Annotated in this window: 23 protein-coding genes; 22 read left to right on the top strand and 1 reads right to left on the bottom strand. The window is 44.1% G+C overall.

Annotated features, from left to right (window positions below; genetic code table 11):
* The first annotated feature begins 99 nt into the window (after positions 1–99).
* The 15 genes from BUC05_RS11740 to BUC05_RS11670 all read left to right on the top strand — a co-directional run bounded on the left by BUC05_RS11740 (position 100) and on the right by BUC05_RS11670 (position 11,436).
* Positions 100–807: a response regulator transcription factor gene (locus BUC05_RS11740; protein WP_011247928.1), complete on the top strand. Its 708-nt coding sequence runs from the start codon at positions 100–102 to the stop codon at positions 805–807.
* 110 nt (positions 808–917) lie between these two features.
* Positions 918–1,760, top strand: coding sequence for a DegV family protein (locus BUC05_RS11735; protein WP_035202782.1), 843 nt, complete (start codon positions 918–920; stop codon positions 1,758–1,760).
* A 33-nt stretch (positions 1,761–1,793) separates the two neighbouring features.
* The gene (locus BUC05_RS11730) at positions 1,794–3,149 is read left to right on the top strand and encodes an ATP-dependent helicase ComFA (protein ID WP_142237546.1); all 1,356 of its coding nucleotides are present in this window, start codon (positions 1,794–1,796) and stop codon (positions 3,147–3,149) included.
* Positions 3,146–3,850, top strand: coding sequence for a ComF family protein (locus BUC05_RS11725; protein ID WP_035202780.1), 705 nt, complete (start codon positions 3,146–3,148; stop codon positions 3,848–3,850). Before BUC05_RS11730 ends, BUC05_RS11725 begins: the two co-directional genes overlap by 4 nt.
* 103 nt (positions 3,851–3,953) lie before the next feature.
* Positions 3,954–4,379, top strand: a complete 426-nt coding sequence (locus tag BUC05_RS11720) for a TIGR03826 family flagellar region protein (protein ID WP_011247924.1) — start codon at positions 3,954–3,956, stop codon at positions 4,377–4,379.
* 16 nt (positions 4,380–4,395) lie between these two features.
* Positions 4,396–4,662 carry a flagellar biosynthesis anti-sigma factor FlgM gene (gene flgM / locus BUC05_RS11715; RefSeq protein ID WP_011247923.1) on the top strand — a complete coding sequence of 89 codons (267 nt, stop codon included), beginning with the start codon at positions 4,396–4,398 and terminating at the stop codon, positions 4,660–4,662.
* A complete protein-coding gene (locus tag BUC05_RS11710; protein ID WP_011247922.1) occupies positions 4,662–5,096 on the top strand; it encodes a flagellar protein FlgN in 435 nt (144 codons plus the stop codon). The genes flgM and BUC05_RS11710 overlap by 1 nt, the downstream gene beginning before the upstream one ends.
* A 10-nt stretch (positions 5,097–5,106) precedes the next feature.
* Positions 5,107–6,693, top strand: coding sequence for a flagellar hook-associated protein FlgK (gene flgK / locus BUC05_RS11705; RefSeq protein WP_011247921.1), 1,587 nt, complete (start codon positions 5,107–5,109; stop codon positions 6,691–6,693).
* Positions 6,694–6,708: 15 nt separating this feature from the next.
* Positions 6,709–7,770, top strand: a complete 1,062-nt coding sequence (gene flgL, locus BUC05_RS11700) for a flagellar hook-associated protein FlgL (protein ID WP_011247920.1) — start codon at positions 6,709–6,711, stop codon at positions 7,768–7,770.
* Positions 7,771–7,782: 12 nt separating this feature from the next.
* On the top strand, positions 7,783–8,223 hold the full coding sequence (fliW, locus tag BUC05_RS11695) for a flagellar assembly protein FliW (protein ID WP_011247919.1): 441 nt from the start codon (positions 7,783–7,785) through the stop codon (positions 8,221–8,223).
* A 1-nt stretch (position 8,224) separates the two neighbouring features.
* A complete protein-coding gene (gene csrA, locus BUC05_RS11690; protein WP_011247918.1) occupies positions 8,225–8,464 on the top strand; it encodes a carbon storage regulator CsrA in 240 nt (79 codons plus the stop codon).
* A gap of 144 nt (positions 8,465–8,608) precedes the next feature.
* Positions 8,609–8,932, top strand: coding sequence for a flagellar protein FlaG (locus tag BUC05_RS11685; protein WP_011247917.1), 324 nt, complete (start codon positions 8,609–8,611; stop codon positions 8,930–8,932).
* A 15-nt stretch (positions 8,933–8,947) separates the two neighbouring features.
* Entirely contained in the window at positions 8,948–10,687 is a 1,740-nt protein-coding gene (fliD, locus tag BUC05_RS11680) for a flagellar filament capping protein FliD (RefSeq protein WP_011247916.1), read from the top strand.
* 9 nt (positions 10,688–10,696) lie between these two features.
* On the top strand, positions 10,697–11,095 hold the full coding sequence (gene fliS / locus BUC05_RS11675; protein WP_011247915.1) for a flagellar export chaperone FliS: 399 nt from the start codon (positions 10,697–10,699) through the stop codon (positions 11,093–11,095).
* A complete protein-coding gene (locus BUC05_RS11670; protein WP_011247914.1) occupies positions 11,092–11,436 on the top strand; it encodes a hypothetical protein in 345 nt (114 codons plus the stop codon). The genes fliS and BUC05_RS11670 overlap by 4 nt, the downstream gene beginning before the upstream one ends.
* A 62-nt stretch (positions 11,437–11,498) precedes the next feature.
* On the opposite strand, the gene BUC05_RS11665 is transcribed toward BUC05_RS11670, so the two are convergent.
* Entirely contained in the window at positions 11,499–12,347 is an 849-nt protein-coding gene (locus BUC05_RS11665) for a DUF6612 family protein (RefSeq protein ID WP_011247913.1), read from the bottom strand.
* A gap of 390 nt (positions 12,348–12,737) precedes the next feature.
* Between BUC05_RS11665 and BUC05_RS11660 the strand changes: the two genes are divergently transcribed.
* The 7 genes from BUC05_RS11660 (at position 12,738) to ftsX (ending at position 20,299) form a co-directional block, all read left to right on the top strand.
* Positions 12,738–12,935: a cold shock domain-containing protein gene (locus BUC05_RS11660; protein ID WP_011247912.1), complete on the top strand. Its 198-nt coding sequence runs from the start codon at positions 12,738–12,740 to the stop codon at positions 12,933–12,935.
* A gap of 157 nt (positions 12,936–13,092) precedes the next feature.
* Positions 13,093–13,647 (top strand): ribosome hibernation-promoting factor, HPF/YfiA family, encoded by a 555-nt coding sequence (gene hpf / locus BUC05_RS11655; RefSeq protein ID WP_011247911.1) that lies wholly within the window; start codon positions 13,093–13,095, stop codon positions 13,645–13,647.
* Between the two features lie 200 nt (positions 13,648–13,847).
* Positions 13,848–16,373, top strand: a complete 2,526-nt coding sequence (gene secA / locus BUC05_RS11650) for a preprotein translocase subunit SecA (RefSeq protein WP_011247910.1) — start codon at positions 13,848–13,850, stop codon at positions 16,371–16,373.
* A gap of 28 nt (positions 16,374–16,401) precedes the next feature.
* Positions 16,402–17,506, top strand: a protein-coding gene (gene prfB / locus BUC05_RS11645) for a peptide chain release factor 2 (RefSeq protein ID WP_099045557.1) whose coding sequence is annotated in 2 segments (ribosomal slippage) — positions 16,402–16,473 and positions 16,475–17,506 — 1,104 coding nt in all. Because the reading frame shifts where the segments join, the coding sequence is not laid out codon by codon here.
* A 59-nt stretch (positions 17,507–17,565) separates the two neighbouring features.
* Positions 17,566–18,435, top strand: a complete 870-nt coding sequence (locus BUC05_RS11640) for a YitT family protein (protein ID WP_011247908.1) — start codon at positions 17,566–17,568, stop codon at positions 18,433–18,435.
* 303 nt (positions 18,436–18,738) lie between these two features.
* Positions 18,739–19,425: a cell division ATP-binding protein FtsE gene (gene ftsE / locus BUC05_RS11635; protein WP_035203598.1), complete on the top strand. Its 687-nt coding sequence runs from the start codon at positions 18,739–18,741 to the stop codon at positions 19,423–19,425.
* The gene (ftsX, locus tag BUC05_RS11630) at positions 19,415–20,299 is read left to right on the top strand and encodes a permease-like cell division protein FtsX (RefSeq protein WP_011247906.1); all 885 of its coding nucleotides are present in this window, start codon (positions 19,415–19,417) and stop codon (positions 20,297–20,299) included. The genes ftsE and ftsX overlap by 11 nt, the downstream gene beginning before the upstream one ends.
* Positions 20,300–20,305: the final 6 nt, after the last annotated feature.

The following is a 20,305-nucleotide window of genomic DNA, read 5'->3' as shown; positions in this document are numbered from 1 at the left end:
AAGCAAGATGGTTAAAGAAACATATACGGCTGTAAAAATTGTCGATTACAGCTTTAAAAAATCACAAATAATAGTATGTTTGGTAGAGAGGTGAAAACAATGATTACTCAAGAAACACAAGAAATTCGCATTGTCATTATAGACGACCATCCATTGTTTAAAGAAGGAGTAAAACGGATTTTATCAATGGAGGAAAATTTTAATGTTGTGGCAGATGGGGAAGACGGATCGGAAGTAATCGATTTGGTTCGCCAACATCAGCCAGATGTCATTTTAATGGATATTAATATGCCAAAAACGAATGGCGTCGAAGCAACAAAAGACTTGATCAAGGCATTTCCAAAAGTGAAAGTAATTATTCTTTCAATTCATGATGATGAGTCTTATGTTTCCCATGTATTACGAACAGGAGCCTCAGGTTACTTATTAAAAGAAATGGATGCGGAATCATTGGTTGAAGCTGTAAAAGTAGTGGCATCCGGCGGCGCTTATATTCATCCAAAAGTGACGTCAAATTTAATTAAAGAATACCGCCGCCTTGCTCGCCAAGATGAACAATACCAAGACTCGATCGGGTTCCGTGAAGTCGAGTATAGGAAGCCGCTTCATATTTTAACTAGGAGAGAGTGTGAAGTGCTTCAGCTTATGACGGATGGGCAAAACAACCGGGCAATCGGCGAGTCGCTTTACATAAGCGAGAAGACAGTGAAAAACCATGTTAGCAACATTTTGCAAAAAATGAACGTGAATGACCGAACGCAAGCAGTGGTAGAGTCCATAAAAAAAGGATATGTCATCGTTCGCTAAATAGGGACACTATTTCTCGGGAAATGGTCGTTCCGAGGCAGCGAATGGTGAGTCGTTGCCTCAGAATGAACGATGGAGAAATGGACTCGCCGGAAAAGTGAGGAATGAAAATGGGAAAAACGGCTGTTCTAACAGACTCGACAGCTTACTTGGATAAACAAACATTGGAAGAACTCGGCATTTACACGATTCCTCTTTCGGTCATTTTTAGCGGCAAGAACTACCGGGAAGAAATAGATCTGTCGACAGCTGCGTTTTATGAAAAGCTTTCTACCGAGGAAGCACTGCCAACAACGTCGCAGCCTGCGATTGGCATGTTTACGGAGCTGCTGCAGGAACTTAAAGAGGAAGGATATACGGATGTCGTTTCCGTGCACTTATCGACCAAAATTAGCGGCACGTTCCAAACCGCACTCTCAGCTGGAGAAATGGTCGAGGGCATTACACTCCACGGCGTTGACTCAGAAATTAGTTGTGCCCCACAAGGGTTTCTTGCCCGAACAGCTGCTAAATTGGCTTTAGAAGGTACACCTCCAGAAAACATCGTTACTGAGCTTGAAAAAATAAAAGCGCAAATTAGGGCGTATTTTGTTGTTCATGACTTGCACCATTTGCGCCGGGGTGGACGCTTAAACAGCGCTCAAGCGCTTATCGGCAGCATGCTGCAAATCAAACCGATCCTTCATATGGAAGAGGGGCTCATTGTCCCATATGCAAAAGTAAGAACGGAGAAAAAAGCGATTAACCATATTCTTGATATGTTGTTTGATGATTTGGCTGCTGGTAACGTGAACGAAGTATCGGTTATTCATGCTAATAATCGCGCAAAGGCTATGCAATTAAAAGAAAAAATTGCCGAGCAACATCCGAGTACTACGATTCAAATCAGTTATTTCGGACCTGTAATTGGTACCCATTTAGGAAGTGGAAGCTTAGGTGTTAGCTGGTATTAGCTGGCACCCTTCCTCCATAAAGGAGTGGATTGTTTGGAAAGGAAGCAACTCGAAGCCGTTCGGCAATGCCTCAACGGCAGAAGGCTGCTGCTGTCAGAACTTCCTTTTGATCGTGAGTGGATCGATTATTGCCTAAAAAACCACTATATCTCCTCTGAACCCGCACTCTTTCAATCGCCATCGGGCTGGCACTGCCGCCGCTGTGGCGCTACCGCTAGCCATTTGTTCTCCTCTCATTTTTGCCACATTTGCCAACGTGACTGTATGTATTGCCGCCACTGTTTGAAAATCGGGAAAGTAGCTAGTTGTCATTCTTTGTTTACTTGGATCAAAGACGAGTTCTTTTATCCGGCAAAGGAAAATGCTTGTGTGTGGAGCGGCCAATTGTCAGCGCTTCAACAACAGGCAGCTGCCGTTCTCAAACATGCCGTGGAAACCGAAACATGCACCGCCCTTGTATGGGCCGTTTGCGGAGCTGGAAAAACAGAACTGTTGTATCCTGCTTTAGATGACTGCTTTCGCTTAGGAAAAAGAGTGGCCATTGCTGCTCCCCGAACAGATGTCATCAAAGAACTAGAACCGCGTTTAAAAGAATCGTTCCCAAGCATTGAAACGAGCGTGCTTTATGGTGGCAGGCGCAAACAAGCGATTCAAGCGCAGCTCGTCTTAGCGACAACGCACCAACTCATGCGTTATTATCAAACATTTGATGTGTTAGTTGTCGATGAAGTCGATGCCTTTCCCTATTCTTACGATGCCAGCCTCCAATACGCCGTTCAGCAAGCAAAAAAGCCAAACGCGACTACGATTTTGTTAAGTGCGACACCCTCTTCCTCTTTGTTGCGTAAGAAAGACTTGCTGATCGCCAAAATTCCTAAACGTTTTCATAACCACCCCTTGCCTGTTCCGCGGACTGAGTGGATCGGCAACTGGCGTTCTGCCCTTAAGCGCAAGCGCATTCCAGCGATTGTTACGAAGTGGCTTACGAAATATGACCAGTACCCAAAAATGATTTTTCTCCCCTCTATCGAAACACTGCAAACTTTTTCCGAATTGCTAGCAGAAAGAAAAATAGACCATGCTGCTGTTTATGCAGAAGCGGCTAACAGGCATGCCGATATTGCCGCCTTTCGTAAGAAAAAACACAACTTGCTATTAACTACGACGATTTTAGAACGAGGCGTTACGGTTGAAAATGTCCAAGTTGCTGTACTTGGGTCAGAAGACCGAATTTTTACGGCTGCCTGTTTAACGCAAATTAGTGGACGTGTAGGACGAAAGGCTCGTTTTCCTTCAGGCGATATTGTTTTTTGGCATTATGGACGAACGAAAGCGATGTTACAAGCCATTCAGCACATTAAGCAAATGAATAAGGAGGCGTTTGCGTGAACCATTGTCTTCTATGCGGGAGCACCTATTGGGAAAGGTTGTCGCTGGCGAGGTTGGTTGTTGCCGAACGAGAACACCTATGTGGAAATTGTGCAAGGAAGCTTGAACCAGTCAAATCCGGTTGTAGAAAATGCGGCAAATGGTGTGGAGGCAGCGAACAAAATTGTTGCTTGGATTGCAAGTTATGGAGAGCGAAACATGAAGATGACCCGCTTGTTCGTAATTGTTCTCTTTACTATTATAATCCCTTTCTAAAAGAGTTACTGTCGGCTTACAAGTATCGCGGGGATGCTGCTTTGGCGCAAATGTTCGCCAGTCAGCTAAAACAAACGATACGCCGCGAGTTTCGTTGCCATTCATTAACGTATGTACCGCTCAGTGCAGACCGTTTGCAAGAGAGGGGCTTTAATCAGTCGGAATTGCTGTTGACGGTAAGTGGGCTCCCTGCATCATCTGTATTAGCACGGGTCGACCAAGCAGCAGCAAAACAGAGTAAAAAGACCCGTGAAAATCGAATCAAATCTTATAAAAAGAATCCTTTTTGCGTTTTAAGCCGTAAAACAAGCGATATTGCCGGTAAAGATTTTCTAGTTGTAGACGATATATATACTACAGGCACGACTGTACGGCAAGCGGCCGCGATTTTGCTAGCACACGGCGCCAAGTCCGTTTCTTCATTAACGGTAGCACGGGCGAAATAAGCAGGCAAAGTCGGTGCAAGCTTTGCTAAAATAGACTTAAACTGGTTTTAAAATTATCGTAGCAATCAAGTACAAATGAAATTGATTCAGGTAGGGGAAGAAGATGGCTGAATTAGCAAATTGTCAAAAATGCGGCGCAGTTTTTGTGAAGAACATTCATTCGATTTGCCGCTCTTGCTATGAAGAGGAAGAGCGCTGTTTTCAAAAAGTGAACCAGTTTTTGCGGAAACGGGAAAATCGGTCTGCGACAAAACAAGAAGTCGTAGATGGGACTGGGGTAAGCTATGATATGGTGCAGACGCTCATCCGAAAAGGACGCTTGCAGCTTCGCCATTTCCCGAATTTATATAATATATGCGAGCGATGCAAACAACGAACGAAGGAACCGTGGATTTGCCACTCCTGCAGAGAAGAAATGAAGCGGGATTTGGCAAATAGCGAACAACAATCAAAGCCAGCGAAGCGCATCGATGGGGAGCAAAGATCCTCTTATCGATTGCAAGAAACGCTTCATAAAAAAAATGAGTAGCAAAGGTGGCGGTAACATGAAAATCAATTCTTCTCAATCGATGGTTCCCCACGCCGTTTATAAAGCAACAATGGCAAAGGTGACACCGGAAGAGCATCAACTAGCTAAAAAGGACCAAGTTGAAATCTCATCTGATGCTCGAAAGCTAAATGAGGAAATTGCAGCTGCTAAAGAACAACGAATTCAAGAGCTAAAAACACAAATCGAAAACGGCACCTACGAACTTGACCCTGAAAAAACGGCAGAAGCCATTTTACGGTCATGGACAAAAGGCGGAAAATAATGGAACAATCAGCAAAGAAATCGCTTGAAAACTTGTTACATGTCCAAAAAGAGCTGCTTGCAAGCGCACAAAAAAAGCGGCAAGCGCTGATTCAAAATCAAGTGGAGCAGCTGGCGCAGCTAACGGGAACAGAGAGTTCGCTTATATCTAAAAGTCGTTTGTTGGAAAAAGCGCTCGCTGAAGCGTTAAACGGAAAAACATTGTCTGAAATGGCCATACAAGACGAGGAGTGCCGAGTCTTGCAAACGCAATTAACAGAAGTTGTCCAACAGTTAAAAGCCGAGAATGAACAAAACCAAAAACTATTGATGGATTCGATCGCTTTCGTCCAAGGAACGTTGCAGGTTATGCAGCCGAAGGGCGATGCTACAACTTACACAAAAGATGCTGTGGCGACAGGAAAAACGAAAGCGGTGTTCGATTCAAAAGCGTAAAGGAGAAGTTATGTCTACATTTTTTGGAATGGAAACGATGCGTAGGGCAGTCAACACAAATCAAACTGCCATACAAACAGTAGGAAACAATGTGGCCAATGCCAAAACGCCTGGCTATACAAGGCAACGTGTCAATTTGCAAGCGACAGGAGGCTATCCAGCAACGGGTGTTTGGACCCAGCCAGCTATGAATGGAAGAATTGGTTCAGGGGTACAAGTGACAGGCATCGAACGGATACGTGACCAATTGTTAGACCGCCAATACCGCGCTGAAGCACATGTTGAAGGTGCAGCTTTCATTCAATATAAAATATTAGAACGTATGGAAGGTCTTTACAATGAAGCACCTTCAGATACGACTACAAGCAGGCTATCAGATCAATTCGATTCTTTTTGGAATGGTTGGAAAGAACTAGCTTCAGGGAAAGAAAGCCAAGCGGTTTTGCTCGAACAAGGGAAAGCTGTCACGGATGCGTTCACGCATTTGCAGCGCTCTTTTCAAACGGAAATGAACATGTTGGAGACGGAAGCAGAATTAACGACTGCGAAAGTCAACCAAATCCTTGAACAACTCCATGAAACGAACAAAGACATCAGAGCTGCTGAATCCTCGGGACAAGTTCCGAATGAATTGTATGATGCCCAAGACAAATTGCTTGACCAACTTTCAAGCCTTGTGCCCATTCAAGTAAGCCGTTCCCCTAACCCTCAAGAACATGCGGCAGCTGGCGCTGAAGGGCCTTATAAAGTAGAGCTCAAACTGGGTGGAAGCGAAACGATCACGTTAGTCGATGCGACGGAGGAAGCGCCGCAATTGTTGACGCTCCAAGAGGGAATGCAATGGACTGTCGGTGACAGCAATCAGCCGTTTACATATAACGGTGCTGGCGGTGGTGAGTTGGTCGGATTGCAAAAAGCCCATGAGCGAGTCGGTCAAGAACTTGAAGAGATAAAAGCGTTGGCCCAAACATTCGCGAAAGAAGTAAACCAGATCTATGCGTTTGCCTATTCTGAACAGGGTGGATTCGGGCAAGAATTCTTTACTATTCACCTCGATGACGCAGGCGCGTTCTCTCACATCAGTGTCAACAGTGAACTAAGCAACAATCCAAAAGCATTGGCAACAGCAAGATTTAATGAAGAAGGAATTAAACCTGAATACAAAGACGAATTTGCGGAAAAATGGGCTGCTTGGGAAAACGACAAAGACAATGAAGAGGCGTTTCGTGATTTGCTAGCATTTTTAAATGAGGCGGACCACTTTGTTGGTGGGAAAATGATCGTTGAGGGAGATGTCGATGTCGCAAAAGAAATTAGCCGTCTTGAGGATTCTGCTGCCATTATGGGCAAATACCGGGATATGATGGGCAAGCTCGGAGTGGAAACAAAATCGCAGCGTGATCAAACAGAGGCCTCTAACGCTCGCCTTGCCAATACGGAATCAAATCGAATGTCCATTAGCGGTGTTTCCCTTGATGAAGAAATGACGCTATTGATCCAGTTTCAGCATGCTTATAATGCTGCTGCTAGGACAATGACGGCGATGGACGAAATGCTGGACCAGATCATTAATCGATTAGGCGTCGTTGGGCGTTAAAAGGAGGAGTTTTATATGCGTGTAACACAAGGCATGATGATGACGAACTCGCTTCGTTATTCCCAAAGTAGTTATCAACGGCTTTCTACTTTATATGACCAAATAAGTGCGCAAAAGAAAATTACCCGCTTTTCCCAAGACCCCGTTGTGGCAGCGAAAAGCATGCAGCACCGTCAATCACTCGCACAAATGGAACAATACAAGCGAAATGTCAATGAAGCTCAAAGTTGGCTAAACCAAGGGGATACCTCCTTAAAGGAAGTATCCAGCATTTTAAAACGTGTACGAGAACTTGCCATTACTGGCTCTACTGATGGGTATGGCGAGGAAGAACGCAAAAACATCGCTCATGAACTAGAAGAATTGCGTAACCATTTGATTACAGTAGCAAATTCAAATGTCAACGGCAAATATATTTTTAATGGCAGTGACACAGACAACACACCAGTCCAAGAATTATCACCGTCGAAACTAAATGGTGAAAAACTTGATAACGTAAAAATTACATATGGTGGTCAAATCTATGATTATGATGCCGATGCAGGCCATTTTGTTGCCCGCGGCGGGGAAGATACGCTTGTCCTCAATGGGGAGAACATCGAAACGGGCACTGGAGACGTAGTCGCTGAAAAAGACATGTTGATTATGAGGATATCGACAAATCAAAAAGACGTTTCTTTTGAACTGCAAAAAGGCGTTGAAATCCAAGTCAATACGGATGCGCGAAAGCTGTTTTCAGACGAGCTTTACAGCGACTTTTTTATGTTTGAACAAGCATTGCTTGATCCAGAAACGTCAGCTGAAGATCTTGGAGAATTTATTAGTAAAATTGATGCCCATTTGCGCAATGCCGCAGATGTTCACGGCCAACTCGGTGCAAGGATGAACCGTGTTGATCTCATGGAAGACCGCCTTGGCCAACAGGAATATTTTGTAAAAGAAACGAAATCAATGAACGAAGATCTTGATGTTTCTGAAGCGATTATGAAACTTCTTGTCGCCGAAGGCGTCCACAATGCAGCGCTTGCAGTTACTGCACGAATTATTCAACCTTCGCTCCTTGATTTTTTACGGTAAGGTGGGGTTCGTTTGCAACTTGAGACCAGTTATTTAGGCACAGTCAAATATAAGCAGGAAGACATTATCGTTTTTCAGGGCGGCCTTCCAGGATTTCCGGAAGAAACAGAATTTATTTTACTGCCGTTTAATGAGCAGCCGCCTTTTTATATCCTTCAGTCGGTCCGTACGAAAGAGATTGGCTTTGTTTGCATCAACCCATTTTTGTTTTGGCCGGACTATGAAGTGGAACTGGCCGATTCTGTTGTGCGCCAGCTAAGTGCAGAATCTGAACAAGATGTCGCTATTTTTGTGTTCCTTACAATCCAGCAGCCTTTCTCCAAATCAACTGCGAATTTAAGAGCTCCGATTGCTGTTCATGCAAAAAAACGTTTTGCTAAGCAACTAATGCTCGATGGAGAACGGTATTCTCTGAAGGCACCCATTCACACGGCTGGTAAAGGAGGGCGATAGCGTGCTTGTTTTGTCAAGAAAGGCAGGCGAAGCGATCCGCATCATGGATGATATCGAAATCAAGGTGTTGGCTGTCGAGGGCGACCAAGTAAAGCTTGGCATTTCGGCTCCCAAATCTGTCGATGTCCACCGTGGAGAAGTATATGAAGCGATACAGGAGGAAAATAAACACGCTGCAAAACCGGTATCAGCAGAAATTTTGCAAGCGTTTATTAACCATGCCAATAAAGCAAGCACCTAACACGTGGGCTTGCTTTTGCTAAAAGACGCTTTAATCGAGAAGGGGATGCGTCCTAGCCAAACGAGAAACTGAGCTACGTAGAAGGAAGATGGCAGATTCCAGACGGAATTTAGTAAATAGGTCTACTGCAAGTGAGGTGCAGATATGAAAGCTCAATTGTCAGTCGCACTTTTACCGTTACCGGCAGCAGGGCAGCAGCCTAAGGCTTTGCAGCAGCAAAACACGAAACAGCCGCCGATCGACGGAACAAAAGCAGCCGCTTTTATAAATGAAACGTCACAACAACTAAACAAAGTCGCAAAACGGTCTCTAAATTTTCATATTCATGAAGAGCTTGATCGTATTTATGTTCAAGTCATTGACGAAGAAACAAACGAAGTTGTCCGAGAAGTACCCCCTGAAAAAATACTTGACTTAGTTGCAGCCATGTTAAAATCGGTTGGTTTGATTATTGACCGGCATATCTAGAAAGGAGATGGGATGATGAGACTCACAGGCTTGGCCTCTGGCCTTGACATTGATCAAATGATGAAGGATTTAATGAGAGCAGAGCGTATACCTGTCAACAAATTGGAGAAACAACGGACAGAGATAGGTTGGAAAACAGATGCTTACCGAGAAATCAATTTAAAAATGAGAGCGTTCCGCGATTCGATTTTTGATAATGTGTTGCGGGCTTCCAATATGAAAAAGCGGACAGTATCGTCTTCCAATTCAGACATTGCAACAGCAACCGCTTCTTCTTCCGTAGGCAATGCTGCTTTTACGTTAAATGAAGTTAGGCAGCTGGCGACTTCGGCAACTGCAAAAAGCAAAAACCTTAGCGGCCTTACAGAAAAGTCGCAATTGAAAGAGCTTGGTATAAACGATGGGGAGTGGGTTGAAGGCAAATTAAAGCGCGAAACCGTCCAAGTTTCCGATGGCAAAGTCCAGCTTAGCGAGGCACCACAGTTTGCTGGAGAGAGCATGCTCATCGTCAACGGCAAAGCGTACGCGGTTGCAGACAGTCCAGACGATCTCGCAAAAGGAGAGGTCTTTATAAACGATACCGGCGAAGTGACTTTTTCCAGTGCCGATAAAGTCACTGGAAAGGTGACCGTCGAGTATATCCAAGCAGACAGTGAAGCGACAGAACGGTATTTGAGTTCATCGGTTGCGACAATCGCGGCAAATGGTGAAAAAGTGGAGAGCTCGTTTTTCTTTAAAGAATCAGATACGATTAGTTCAGTAGTGACAAAACTGCAAAATGCCGGGGCAAAGGTAAATGCTTTTTTTGATGAAAATAGTGGAAGCCTTGTTGTTACGAGAAAAGAAACTGGCCATTTTGGTGAAGCTGGTCAAAATGAGTTGATGTTTTCTGGTGCTCTTTTTGAGCAAGGATTGGGACTGAATGACAATGTTGAAGCTGGAAAGAATGCCCAGTTTACAGTAAATGGAATTGAAACGGAGCGGACATCGAATACGTTTACGTTAAGCGGGATGACGATTACGCTAAAGGATACGTCTACACAAGCGGTGACACTTAGTGCTGCCACAGACGTCGATTCGATCGTTGAGACGATTAAATCGTTTGTTGAGGAGTACAATGCATTACTGGACCATATGAACGGCAAACTGAACGAAAAATACTACCGTGACTATGACCCGCTGACTGATGAAGAGCGCGATCAGCTAACGGAAAGTGAGGCAAAACGTTGGGAAGAAAAAGCGCAAAGTGGTCTGCTAAGGAGAGATCCTTTATTGCAAACAGCATTGACGAATATGAGGCAAACCCTTTATGAGCCAGTTGATACAGGCGGCGCTTTTACCCACCTTTCCCAAATTGGCATTAGCACGACCAAAAACTATAAAGACGGCGGCAAGCTCGAAATCGATGAAAACAAGCTTCGTGCTGCAATCGAAGAAGATGCAGACAGCGTATACACTATTTTTGCAGGCACAGACAACAATGGTTCAGGCATTGGGCAAACGCTGCGTGCCAATTTGTCAGACAGCATGTCCAGCCTTTCGATGCGTGCTGGTGGTTCAGAAGGATATTACGAAGAGCACCAATTTACGTTAGGGAAACAAACAAAGGAACTGACAGATCGCATCGCTAATTTCGAACGTCGCCTTGAACAAAAGGAAGCCCGTTACTGGCGCCAGTTTACAGCAATGGAAAAAGCGATGCAGTTGGCTAACGCACAAAGCGAGTCGCTTTACAATTTGCTATATGGAAATTAAGGAGGCACTATGAGTTTTACAAAACAAGGCGTGTATAAGCAACAGTCTGTACAAACCGCTTCACCAGGAGAGTTGACGCTTATGTTGTACAATGGCTGCTTAAAGCAAATTCGCCTCGGTAAATTAGCGGCTGAAAACGGAGAAATTGAACAAGCCAATACAGCAATAGGAAAGGCGGAGGCAATTATCCGCGAATTGATGGTCACGCTAAAAACAGACTCTGAGGTAGGCGCCAATATGATGCGGATGTATGAATACATTTTGCACCAGTTGATTAAAGGAAATATAGAGAAGAGCCCAGAGGCACTCGAAGAAGCAGAGACGTACGTGGCTGAATTCCGCAATACGTGGAAGCAAGTCATCCAATTGGAAAGGCAGAATCGCTTTCAAGGAGGACAGGCGAAATGAGCTATGCTTCTGTGAAAGGGCAGACAGAGGAGTTGCTTCATTTACTTGCGCGCCCCTTTCCTCAAGAAGATGACGAGCGTGATGATTTCCTTGAAGATGTCAACCGGTTGCTCGGACTGAGGCAATCAATGATTGAAGCAAGCACGAGCAGATTTACAACGGAAGAAGCTTCTTTTTTAATGGAGCAAGATCGTCTCTTAACAGCACGCTTAAACGTCGTTTCCGCCGCAATCAAACAGGATTTGAAAGAAATTGCTGACCAAAAGCGTGTTCATAAGGGCTATGAGCGAGGGGCCGTTCTGGCAACAAAAGGGGCGTTTATTGACGAGAAGACACGCTGAATCACATACCCAATAGCAACGGGCAAAAACCACCCAAATGGTATCGCGATTTGGGTGGTTTGTTATGGAATCGAAGGGATATCAATGTGCCCGTTATCATTGACTGAAGTCCTTGTGAGAGACATGTCTGTGCGAATAACGGTGTCGTTATCTTCAAGCACCACTTCAAAAACGGTGTTTGTTTTTTCAAGCAAGAAGCTGTTTTTGTCAATAAACAGCATATAGTCTAACTGTGACAATTGGTACTGGTCTGGTATTTCCAGCTTGCTTTCTGTCGGTAGCGCCCGTTCAATCATATCCATGTTCGCGGCCATTTCTCTCAATGTCTCGCCGCCAGCAGCAACGCTTATCACGTACAAATCGTCGTATTCGCTCACATTGACAAAATCGGAGAATGGTTGCAGAAGTTCAAGTTGATACATCGGAGTCAGCTCCAACGATACAAACCGTTCACTTGGATCACCTTTGTCGATGGGTAGCCAGCCCTCATCGTTTATATTTGTGTAGACGCGATTTTTTTCTTTTAATACCTCGACTGTTGCGAGATTTTCTAGTTCCGTCTCCTCTTTTTCCCCTTGTCCCGGTTTAGCAGAAAGAGCTGTATAAAATGTTTCTGGAGAAGCTTTATAGGCGAGATTGCCTTCAATCACATGAATCTGCGGTTCTTCGCCTGGTTCATCTCCTGTGGTTGAAATCGTATCTGTCGCTTTAAAGTTAGCTGTATAGCTATTTAATTGCTCTTCAGCATTTTTCGCTTCTTCAATGATCGATTCTGCATTTAATGTGGCGTTTCCGTTTTGATTGTCTTGTTGTGATGCAGAACTTTCTTGCATAGGAGCTGAATTAGGGGAACAGGCTCCGAGAAGGGCGGTAACGACTAAGCTGCCGTAAAGATAGCTTGTGCGTTTCAATGTTTACCACTCCCAGAAGGAATAAATTAAAGGCACTTTAATGTTACAATTTGATTACAAGTGCTGATGCCTATTGTAACAAAGATGAAATCGTTAGGGAATAGGGAATTCGTACTAACAAAGAAATACGTTCGTAAAAAGGGGATTCCAATAAAAAAAGCAAAAAAAGTTTTCGACATTCTTCATCGCTACGTTTATCTTATAAAAAGCGCGTTATTATGCTACTTTTCAAGAAAGCGCTCACAATCAAAAAGATTAGAATCGACATCAATTGACAAGCGTTGGCGTTCTTTGTTAAATAAAGAGTTTGACTTCTAAGAGTTGCGCTGTTATAGTGAAACTGTGGAAAAGCACCACAATGAATTTTCAGTAACGAAGGGAATGTGAAGCATGCAAGGAAAAGTAAAATGGTTCAATGCAGAAAAAGGTTTCGGTTTTATCGAGCGTGAAGACGGAGATGACGTATTCGTTCATTTCTCTGCAATCAACTCTGATGGATTCAAAACGCTTGACGAAGGTCAAGACGTTGAATTCGAAATCGTTGAAGGCGCACGTGGACCGCAAGCTGCAAATGTTGTTAAGCTTTAATTCACATTCCTGAACGGATATGAATGAATAGCTAATACTCAACCCGCTTTTTTAAAAAAAGCGGGTTTTTTGTCGATCTTTTGTAAAGTTTATTAAGGTTTGAGAAGGAATATTGAAGGGAATTGTAGAAGTAAGCAAGGAAAAGGAGGAGTTCTACATGCATTTTAATATTCGTGGGGAAAACATTGAAGTCACACCTGCCATCCGGGAGTATATCGAAAAAAAGGTGGGGAAATTGGAGCGTTATTTTGATACAACTCCAACCGCCGATGTAAACGTTAAATTGCAAGTTCTCGGGAGTGGCGAGTCAAGCATCGAAGTCACGATTCCAATGCCAAAGCTTTTGCTTCGTGGGGAAGAAATTAACGCGGATATGTATGCAGCCATCGACATAGTCGTGGAAAAGCTAGAACGCCAAATTCGAAAATATAAAACAAAAGTCAATCGCAAATTTCGCCAAGAAGGCAGTTTGAAATATATGTTTAAAAATGAATTGGAACCTTTGCGAGATGAAGTCGCTGAAGACGATGAACTGGAAGTTGTACGCACGAAGCGCTTTAATTTGAAGCCGATGGATGCGGAAGAGGCGATTTTGCAAATGGATTTACTCGGGCATAATTTCTTTGTTTTTTCAGATGCAGAGAGCGGCAGCACCAATGTTGTTTACCGCCGCAAAGACGGAAAATACGGCTTAATTGAACCTGAAGCGTAAGAGCAGGCAGAAAAAGAGCATCCACGGATGCTCTTTTTGCTGCTGTAGACTGTTGAAAACATAGTGTTCCATAGGGCTGCTGCCTTGTAAGCGACCGTTAGAACTGCTAATATAGAAATGATAAACGTATCATAAAGATAGGTGCAAGTCGAGGGATTTGCAGTCGCGGAGAGCAATGCCGCCAAGAGAGGAAGATGATGATGCTTGGATTACTTCGAAAAATAGTCGGCGATCCAGCCCAAAAACAATTAAAGAAAAACGAAAAAATCGTCGATCAAGTCGAGGCGCTTGCAGATGAAATGAAGCAGCTTTCTGACGAACAATTAAAGAACAAAACCACTGAATTTAAGGCAAAACTAGAAGAAGGCGCTTCTCTTAACGATATAGTAGTTCCTGCGCTTGCAGTTGCTCGTGAAGCTGCGGGCAGGGTGTTAAATGAGTATCCATACCGCGTCCAGTTGCTCGGTGCACTAGCGCTGCACCAAGGCAATATTGCCGAAATGAAAACAGGGGAAGGAAAGACGCTCGTCGGTACAATTGCCGTCTATGTCCAAGCCCTTGAAGGAAAAGGCGTTCATATTGTAACGGTCAATAACTACCTAGCCCGCCGTGACTTAGAAAACTATGGGCGGATTTTTCAATTCCTAGGGTTGACAGTAGGGTTGAATGAAAATGGCTTGACGAGAGAAGAAAAACAAAAAGCATATGCCGCTGATGTGACCTATAGCACAAATAATGAGCTTGGGTTTGATTATTTGCGTGATAACATGGTGCTTTACAAAGAACAAATGGTGCAACGGCCGCTCCATTTTGCGTTAATCGATGAAGTTGACTCGATTTTAATTGATGAAGCACGGACGCCGCTAATCATTTCTGGTTCTGTTGAACGGAAAACAAAACTTTATGGACAAGCCAATACATTTGTGCGCGTTTTAAAGCGCGATGCTGATTACACGTACGATGAAAAAACCAAATCGGTCCAGTTGACGGATGAAGGTGTCAATAAAGCAGAGCGCGCGTTTAACATCGACAACCTTTATGATCAAAAGCATGTCCAATTGAACCATCATATTAACCAATCGTTAAAAGCCCATGTGGCCATGCACCGTGATGCTGACTATGTGGTAGAAGACGGCGAAGTCGTGATCGTTGACCAGTTTACGGGACGTTTAATGAAAGGAAGGCGTTATAGCGATGGACTTCACCAAGCCCTAGAAGCAAAAGAAGGCTTAGAAGTGCAGCGCGAAAGCATCACGCTAGCGTCGATTACATTCCAAAACTATTTCCGTATGTATCAAAAGCTCGCAGGAATGACCGGTACGGCTAAGACGGAGGAAGAAGAGTTCCGCAATATTTACGGCATGGACGTAATGGTCATCCCAACCAATAAACCGGTTGCTCGGGAAGACCGCCCTGATTTAATTTATAAGACGATGCAAGGGAAGTTTAACGCAGTCGTCAATGAAATTGCCGAGCTTCACAAAACCGGGCGTCCGGTGCTAGTAGGTACGGTCAACGTTGAAACATCTGAAGTTGTTTCCAAAATGTTGACAAGAAAACGGATTCCACACCATGTCTTAAATGCGAAAAACCATGAACGAGAAGCAGAAATTATTGAAAAAGCTGGCCATAAAGGCGCCGTTACGATCGCAACGAACATGGCTGGCCGGGGGACGGACATTAAGCTTGGCCCAGGGGTCAAAGAGCTTGGCGGCCTCCACGTTCTTGGTACAGAGCGCCATGAAAGCCGGCGGATTGACAACCAATTGCGTGGTCGTGCTGGGCGTCAAGGGGATGTAGGTTCTTCTCAATTTTATTTGTCAATGGAAGATGAGCTGATGAGGCGGTTTGGCTCAGACAATATGAAAGCGATGATGGAAAAGCTAGGCATGGAAGACGACCAGCCTATTGAATCATCATTGGTTTCAAGGGCAGTGGAAACAGCTCAGAAGCGGGTTGAAGGCAATAACTTTGATGCTCGTAAACAAGTGCTCCAGTTTGATGACGTCATGCGTGAGCAACGGGAGATCATCTACAGACAACGGATGGAAGTGCTTGAAGCTGATAACTTAAAAACAATTGTCGAGAATATGATGAAGGCGACTGTAGAACGTGTTGTTCAAACTCATTGCCCTGAATCGCTCGTTCAGGAAGAATGGGATTTGGCTGCTGTTGCCACCTACATCAACGGGCAATTGCTGTCTGAAAACGGAATTAGTGAGAAAGAGCTGAAAGGGAAAGAGCAAGAGGAACTGATCGAGTTGATTACCGAAAAAGTCCTCGCTGCATACCATGCGAAAGAAGCAGAAGTCTCTTCAGAACAAATGCGCGAGTTCGAAAAAGTGATCATGCTGCGCACTGTCGACCGTAAGTGGATGAACCACATTGACCAAATGGATCAATTACGACAAGGCATCCATTTGCGCGCTTACGGCCAAAACGATCCGTTACGTGAATATCGCTTTGAAGGCTTTAATATGTTTGAAGCGATGATTGCTGAAATTGAAGAAGAAGTATCTATGTACGTGATGAAGGCTCAAGTCCAGCAAAACCTTAAGCGTGAGGAAGTAGCTGAAGGTAAAGCGGTGAGGCCGTCAGCCAATGGGCAAGAGGACAAAAAAGCGAAACGGAAACCAGTCCGCAAAGCCGAAAACATTGGCAGAAATGATCCATGCATTTGTGGCAGCGGCAAAAAATACAAAAATTGTTGTGGGGCTAACCGATAAGGAGCCCTCTGATGTAGAGGTGTAAACGATGGACATGACAGAAATGAAGCAAGAACTAGTGGCGCTCGAGAAGCGACTATCTGACTTTAGGGGGTCTCTTTGACGTCGCAGAAAAGGAAGAGCGGATCGCGGAGTTAGAAGAAAAAATGGCTGATCCTGATTTTTGGAATGACCAGGAGCAAGCGCAAGCGATCATTAATGAAACAAATGGTTTAAAAGAACAAGTCCATACATTCAAAGACATGGCTGAAAGCTATGACGACTTGGAAGTCAGTTATGAGCTTGTTCGGGAAGAGGACGACACTGAACTGGCAAGTGAACTGGAATCGGGCCTTGCTGCGCTTAAACAAAAAATGAACCAATTTGAGTTGCAATTGCTTTTAAGTGCCCCTTACGATAAAAACAATGCCATTTTAGAACTCCATCCTGGCGCAGGCGGAACTGAATCCCAGGATTGGGCTTCTATGTTGCTAAGGATGTACACGCGCTGGGCAGAAAAGCGTGGGTTTGCTGTCGAGACGCTCGACTATCTCCCTGGTGAGGAGGCCGGCGTCAAAAGCGTCACGCTGCTTATAAAAGGGCATAACGCATATGGCTATTTAAAAGCAGAGAAAGGTGTGCACCGCCTCGTGCGAATTTCGCCATTTGACTCATCCGGGAGGCGGCATACGTCCTTTGTGTCATGCGAAGTGATGCCGGAATTAGATGATGCAGTTGACATTGAACTAAATAGCGAAGACTTAAAAATCGATACGTATCGTGCGAGTGGGGCGGGCGGCCAGCATGTCAACACGACTGACTCGGCTGTGCGGATTACCCACTTGCCGACCAATACGGTTGTGACTTGTCAGAGCGAACGTTCCCAAATTAAAAACCGGGAACAAGCAATGAAAATGATGAAAGCGAAACTGTATCAACTGCGGATTGAAGAGCAAGAGCGTGAACTTGCTGAAATTCGTGGCGAACAAAAAGAAATTGGGTGGGGAAGCCAAATTCGCTCCTATGTGTTCCATCCTTATTCAATGGTGAAAGACCACCGCACTGGCTTTGAAATTGGCAATACGAACAGTGTCATGGATGGAGAGATTGACGGGTTTATTGACGCTTACCTGAGACAATCGCTGGCAATGTAGCAACGAAGCCTGAGAATGTTAAATATCAAGAGCGACCGCTTTTATAAAGGAGAACATGTATGGGAAGGGCTCGCCGAGACAGGCAATCCAGTACGGGGGCTGAAAAATGGCTAAATTATACTAGGATTTTCATTGGCTCAGCCATAGTCGGGATTTCATTTAATTTGTTTTTATTGCCAAATCAAATTGCCCCTGGCGGCGTTAGCGGTATTAGCACAATCGCCAACTATGTGTTTGGGTTTGAGCCCGCCTTTACCCTCTGGGCTTTAAACATTCCGATCTTTCTTTTAGGTGTGCTGTTGTTGGGAGGCTTTCGTTACGGGGCAAAAACGCTCATTGGCACGCTATTTGTCCCCCTTGTTGTCTTTTTAACAAGAGATTGGGTTGTCGAAGTAAGCGATCCTCTTCTCGGTGCTTTGTTCGGAGGCTTGGGCGTCGGTCTTGGCCTTGGCCTCGTTTTTTTAGCCAATGCGAGCACGGGTGGGACCGATCTACTGGCACAGATTGTGCAAAAATTTACAGGGCTTTCAGCTGGCATATGTGTCGGCATGATTGACGGCCTCGTTGTCATCACGTCGGCGTTTGTCTTTCATATCGAAATGGCCTTGTATGCATTAATTTCGCTGTTCGTAACGACAAAAACGATTGACCTCGTGCAAATGGGGATAGGCTATTCAAAAGTTGCCTATATTATTTCTTCTCAAGAGGAAACGGTACAGAAGGCACTGTTTGACTCAGTCGACCGCGGTGTGACTAGGCTCGTCGGTTATGGTGGTTATACGAACAAAGAACGGGCGGTTCTTATGTGCGTTGTCAACCAAAATGAGGTGGCGCGATTAAAGCAAACTGTAAAGAGAGCGGATCCCTATGCATTTATTGTGCTGACAAATGCTTCAGAAGTGCTAGGAGAAGGGTTTAAAAAAAGGTAAAGTTGATTGAGTGCGCTATGACGAGCGCTCTTTTTTTTTGCCCTTTTTCTCCATGTGTTTAGACTTGTGAAAATAGGTACATTTAATCATTCACTCATAGGCTAATTAGACCGAAATAAATAAAGAGTGCTCCAATGGTCGGAAATGCGATACGAACACGCAAATCAAGCAATTATCACGAAACTGAAATAAAAATGTAATGTCACCCTGTTGCTGCTGATGATATAATGACCGCGAAGCATGTCGAAATCGGAATTCGTTTGTTATTTCGGTACCAAGGTTTAAAGGTGTGGTTGAATGAGTTTGATCAAACTAAATGATGTTTGGAAAGTATACCCCAATAATGTTAAGGCGTTAAACGGCATGACTGTCCAAATTGAAAAAGGTGAATTTGTTTACGTTGTTGGGCCGAGCGGTGCGGGCAAATCGACTTTTATTCGCTTAATCTATCGTGAAGAAAAGGCCACAAAAGGTGATATTTTTGTAAATAATATTAATTTATCGACTTTAAAACATAAAGAAATTCCTAAACTTAGACGGAATATCGGAGTTGTGTTTCAAGACTTTAAGCTTTTGCCTTCTCTTACTGTCCATGAAAACATCGCATTTGCACTTGAAGTCATTGAAGAGCATCCTTCCGATATTAAAAAGCGTGTAAATGAAGTTTTAAATCTAGTAAAATTAAAAAGCAAAGCAAAGTTCTTGCCGAGCGAACTATCTGGCGGCGAACAGCAACGGGTGGCGATTGCTAGAGCAATTGCGAATCGGCCCGATGTTTTGATCGCTGATGAACCGACGGGCAATTTGGACCCTGAGACGGCTTGGACGATTATGGACTTGTTGGAAAGCATCCATTCCCTAGGTACAACGGTGATCATGGCGACACATAACAAAGAGATTGTCAATACGTTGAAACGTCGTGTCATCGCGATTGAAAATGGCCGGATCGTCCGTGATGAAGCAAGGGGGAATTACGGCTATGAAGTTTAAAACAATGCTGCGCCATCTCCGCGAAGGAATCAAGAATATTGGCCGCAGCGGATGGATGTCATTTGCGTCCATTAGTGCGGTAACGGTTATGCTTTTTATTGTAGGCTTCTTTTTAATTGTCTTTGTGAATGGAAACCACATCGCATCGACGATTGAAAACAATGTAGAAATTCGTGCCTTTATTGAACGGGGAACTGGCGAAGAGGAAGTGCAAGAACTATTAGACGAAGTTCGTACCCTTCCTGAAGTAGAAGAGGTTATTTTCATTGATAAAGAGGAAGGGTTAGAAAGTTTAATTGCTTCTACTGGAGAAGTGTATGAAAGTATAAGAGAAGAGAACCCACTGCCGGATGCATTGAAAGTTACTGCCGCCTCTCCTCAAGAAACAGAAGCCGTTGCCCAAAAAGTCAATCATCATGATTATGTAAGCAATGTATCTTATGGGGCAGATGTACTGCCTGATTTATTTAAACTAACGAATACAAGCCGTATAATTGGCCTAGTAGTTATTCTCGGCTTGCTTTTAACGGCGATGTTCTTAATCTCAAATACAATTAAACTTACAATTGTTGCCCGTAAAAAAGAGATTCAAATTATGAAACTCGTTGGAGCGACAAATGGCTTTGTACGTAGTCCATTTTTAGTCGAGGGCGCTTTGTTAGGTACCTTTGGCAGCATTGGCCCGATTCTAATTCTAAGCTTTGGCTATCAATACGTGTACAGCAATTCAGGCGATTTTTTACAAAGCTCGCTTTACTCGCTTCTTGAGCCAGGGCAGCTGATTGTGCAAGTGTCGCTGTTGCTGCTAGCTGTTGGTTTAATTGTTGGCATTTGGGGAAGTGCCATGTCTGTGCGGAAATTTTTAAATGTGTAATCGAAA

Source organism: Shouchella rhizosphaerae (assembly GCF_900142675.1).
GTDB classification, from domain to species: domain Bacteria; phylum Bacillota; class Bacilli; order Bacillales; family Bacillaceae_D; genus Shouchella; species Shouchella rhizosphaerae.
This window is presented reverse-complemented; position numbering and strand designations above follow the sequence as displayed.

What these genes read in the sequence shown, in the direction of transcription:
- BUC05_RS11710 (WP_011247922.1), top strand. Translation starts at nt 4,662, where the DNA reads ATGGAACAATCAGCAAAGAAATCGCTTGAAAACTTGTTACATGTCCAA.
- flgM (WP_011247923.1), top strand. Translation starts at nt 4,396, where the DNA reads ATGAAAATCAATTCTTCTCAATCGATGGTTCCCCACGCCGTTTATAAA.
- fliD (WP_011247916.1), top strand. Translation starts at nt 8,948, where the DNA reads ATGAGACTCACAGGCTTGGCCTCTGGCCTTGACATTGATCAAATGATG.
- BUC05_RS11685 (WP_011247917.1), top strand. Translation starts at nt 8,609, where the DNA reads ATGAAAGCTCAATTGTCAGTCGCACTTTTACCGTTACCGGCAGCAGGG.
- flgK (WP_011247921.1), top strand. Translation starts at nt 5,107, where the DNA reads ATGTCTACATTTTTTGGAATGGAAACGATGCGTAGGGCAGTCAACACA.
- BUC05_RS11670 (WP_011247914.1), top strand. Translation starts at nt 11,092, where the DNA reads ATGAGCTATGCTTCTGTGAAAGGGCAGACAGAGGAGTTGCTTCATTTA.
- BUC05_RS11735 (WP_035202782.1), top strand. Translation starts at nt 918, where the DNA reads ATGGGAAAAACGGCTGTTCTAACAGACTCGACAGCTTACTTGGATAAA.
- BUC05_RS11660 (WP_011247912.1), top strand. Translation starts at nt 12,738, where the DNA reads ATGCAAGGAAAAGTAAAATGGTTCAATGCAGAAAAAGGTTTCGGTTTT.
- BUC05_RS11640 (WP_011247908.1), top strand. Translation starts at nt 17,566, where the DNA reads ATGGGAAGGGCTCGCCGAGACAGGCAATCCAGTACGGGGGCTGAAAAA.
- ftsX (WP_011247906.1), top strand. Translation starts at nt 19,415, where the DNA reads ATGAAGTTTAAAACAATGCTGCGCCATCTCCGCGAAGGAATCAAGAAT.
- hpf (WP_011247911.1), top strand. Translation starts at nt 13,093, where the DNA reads ATGCATTTTAATATTCGTGGGGAAAACATTGAAGTCACACCTGCCATC.
- flgL (WP_011247920.1), top strand. Translation starts at nt 6,709, where the DNA reads ATGCGTGTAACACAAGGCATGATGATGACGAACTCGCTTCGTTATTCC.
- fliS (WP_011247915.1), top strand. Translation starts at nt 10,697, where the DNA reads ATGAGTTTTACAAAACAAGGCGTGTATAAGCAACAGTCTGTACAAACC.
- secA (WP_011247910.1), top strand. Translation starts at nt 13,848, where the DNA reads ATGCTTGGATTACTTCGAAAAATAGTCGGCGATCCAGCCCAAAAACAA.
- BUC05_RS11720 (WP_011247924.1), top strand. Translation starts at nt 3,954, where the DNA reads ATGGCTGAATTAGCAAATTGTCAAAAATGCGGCGCAGTTTTTGTGAAG.
- BUC05_RS11740 (WP_011247928.1), top strand. Translation starts at nt 100, where the DNA reads ATGATTACTCAAGAAACACAAGAAATTCGCATTGTCATTATAGACGAC.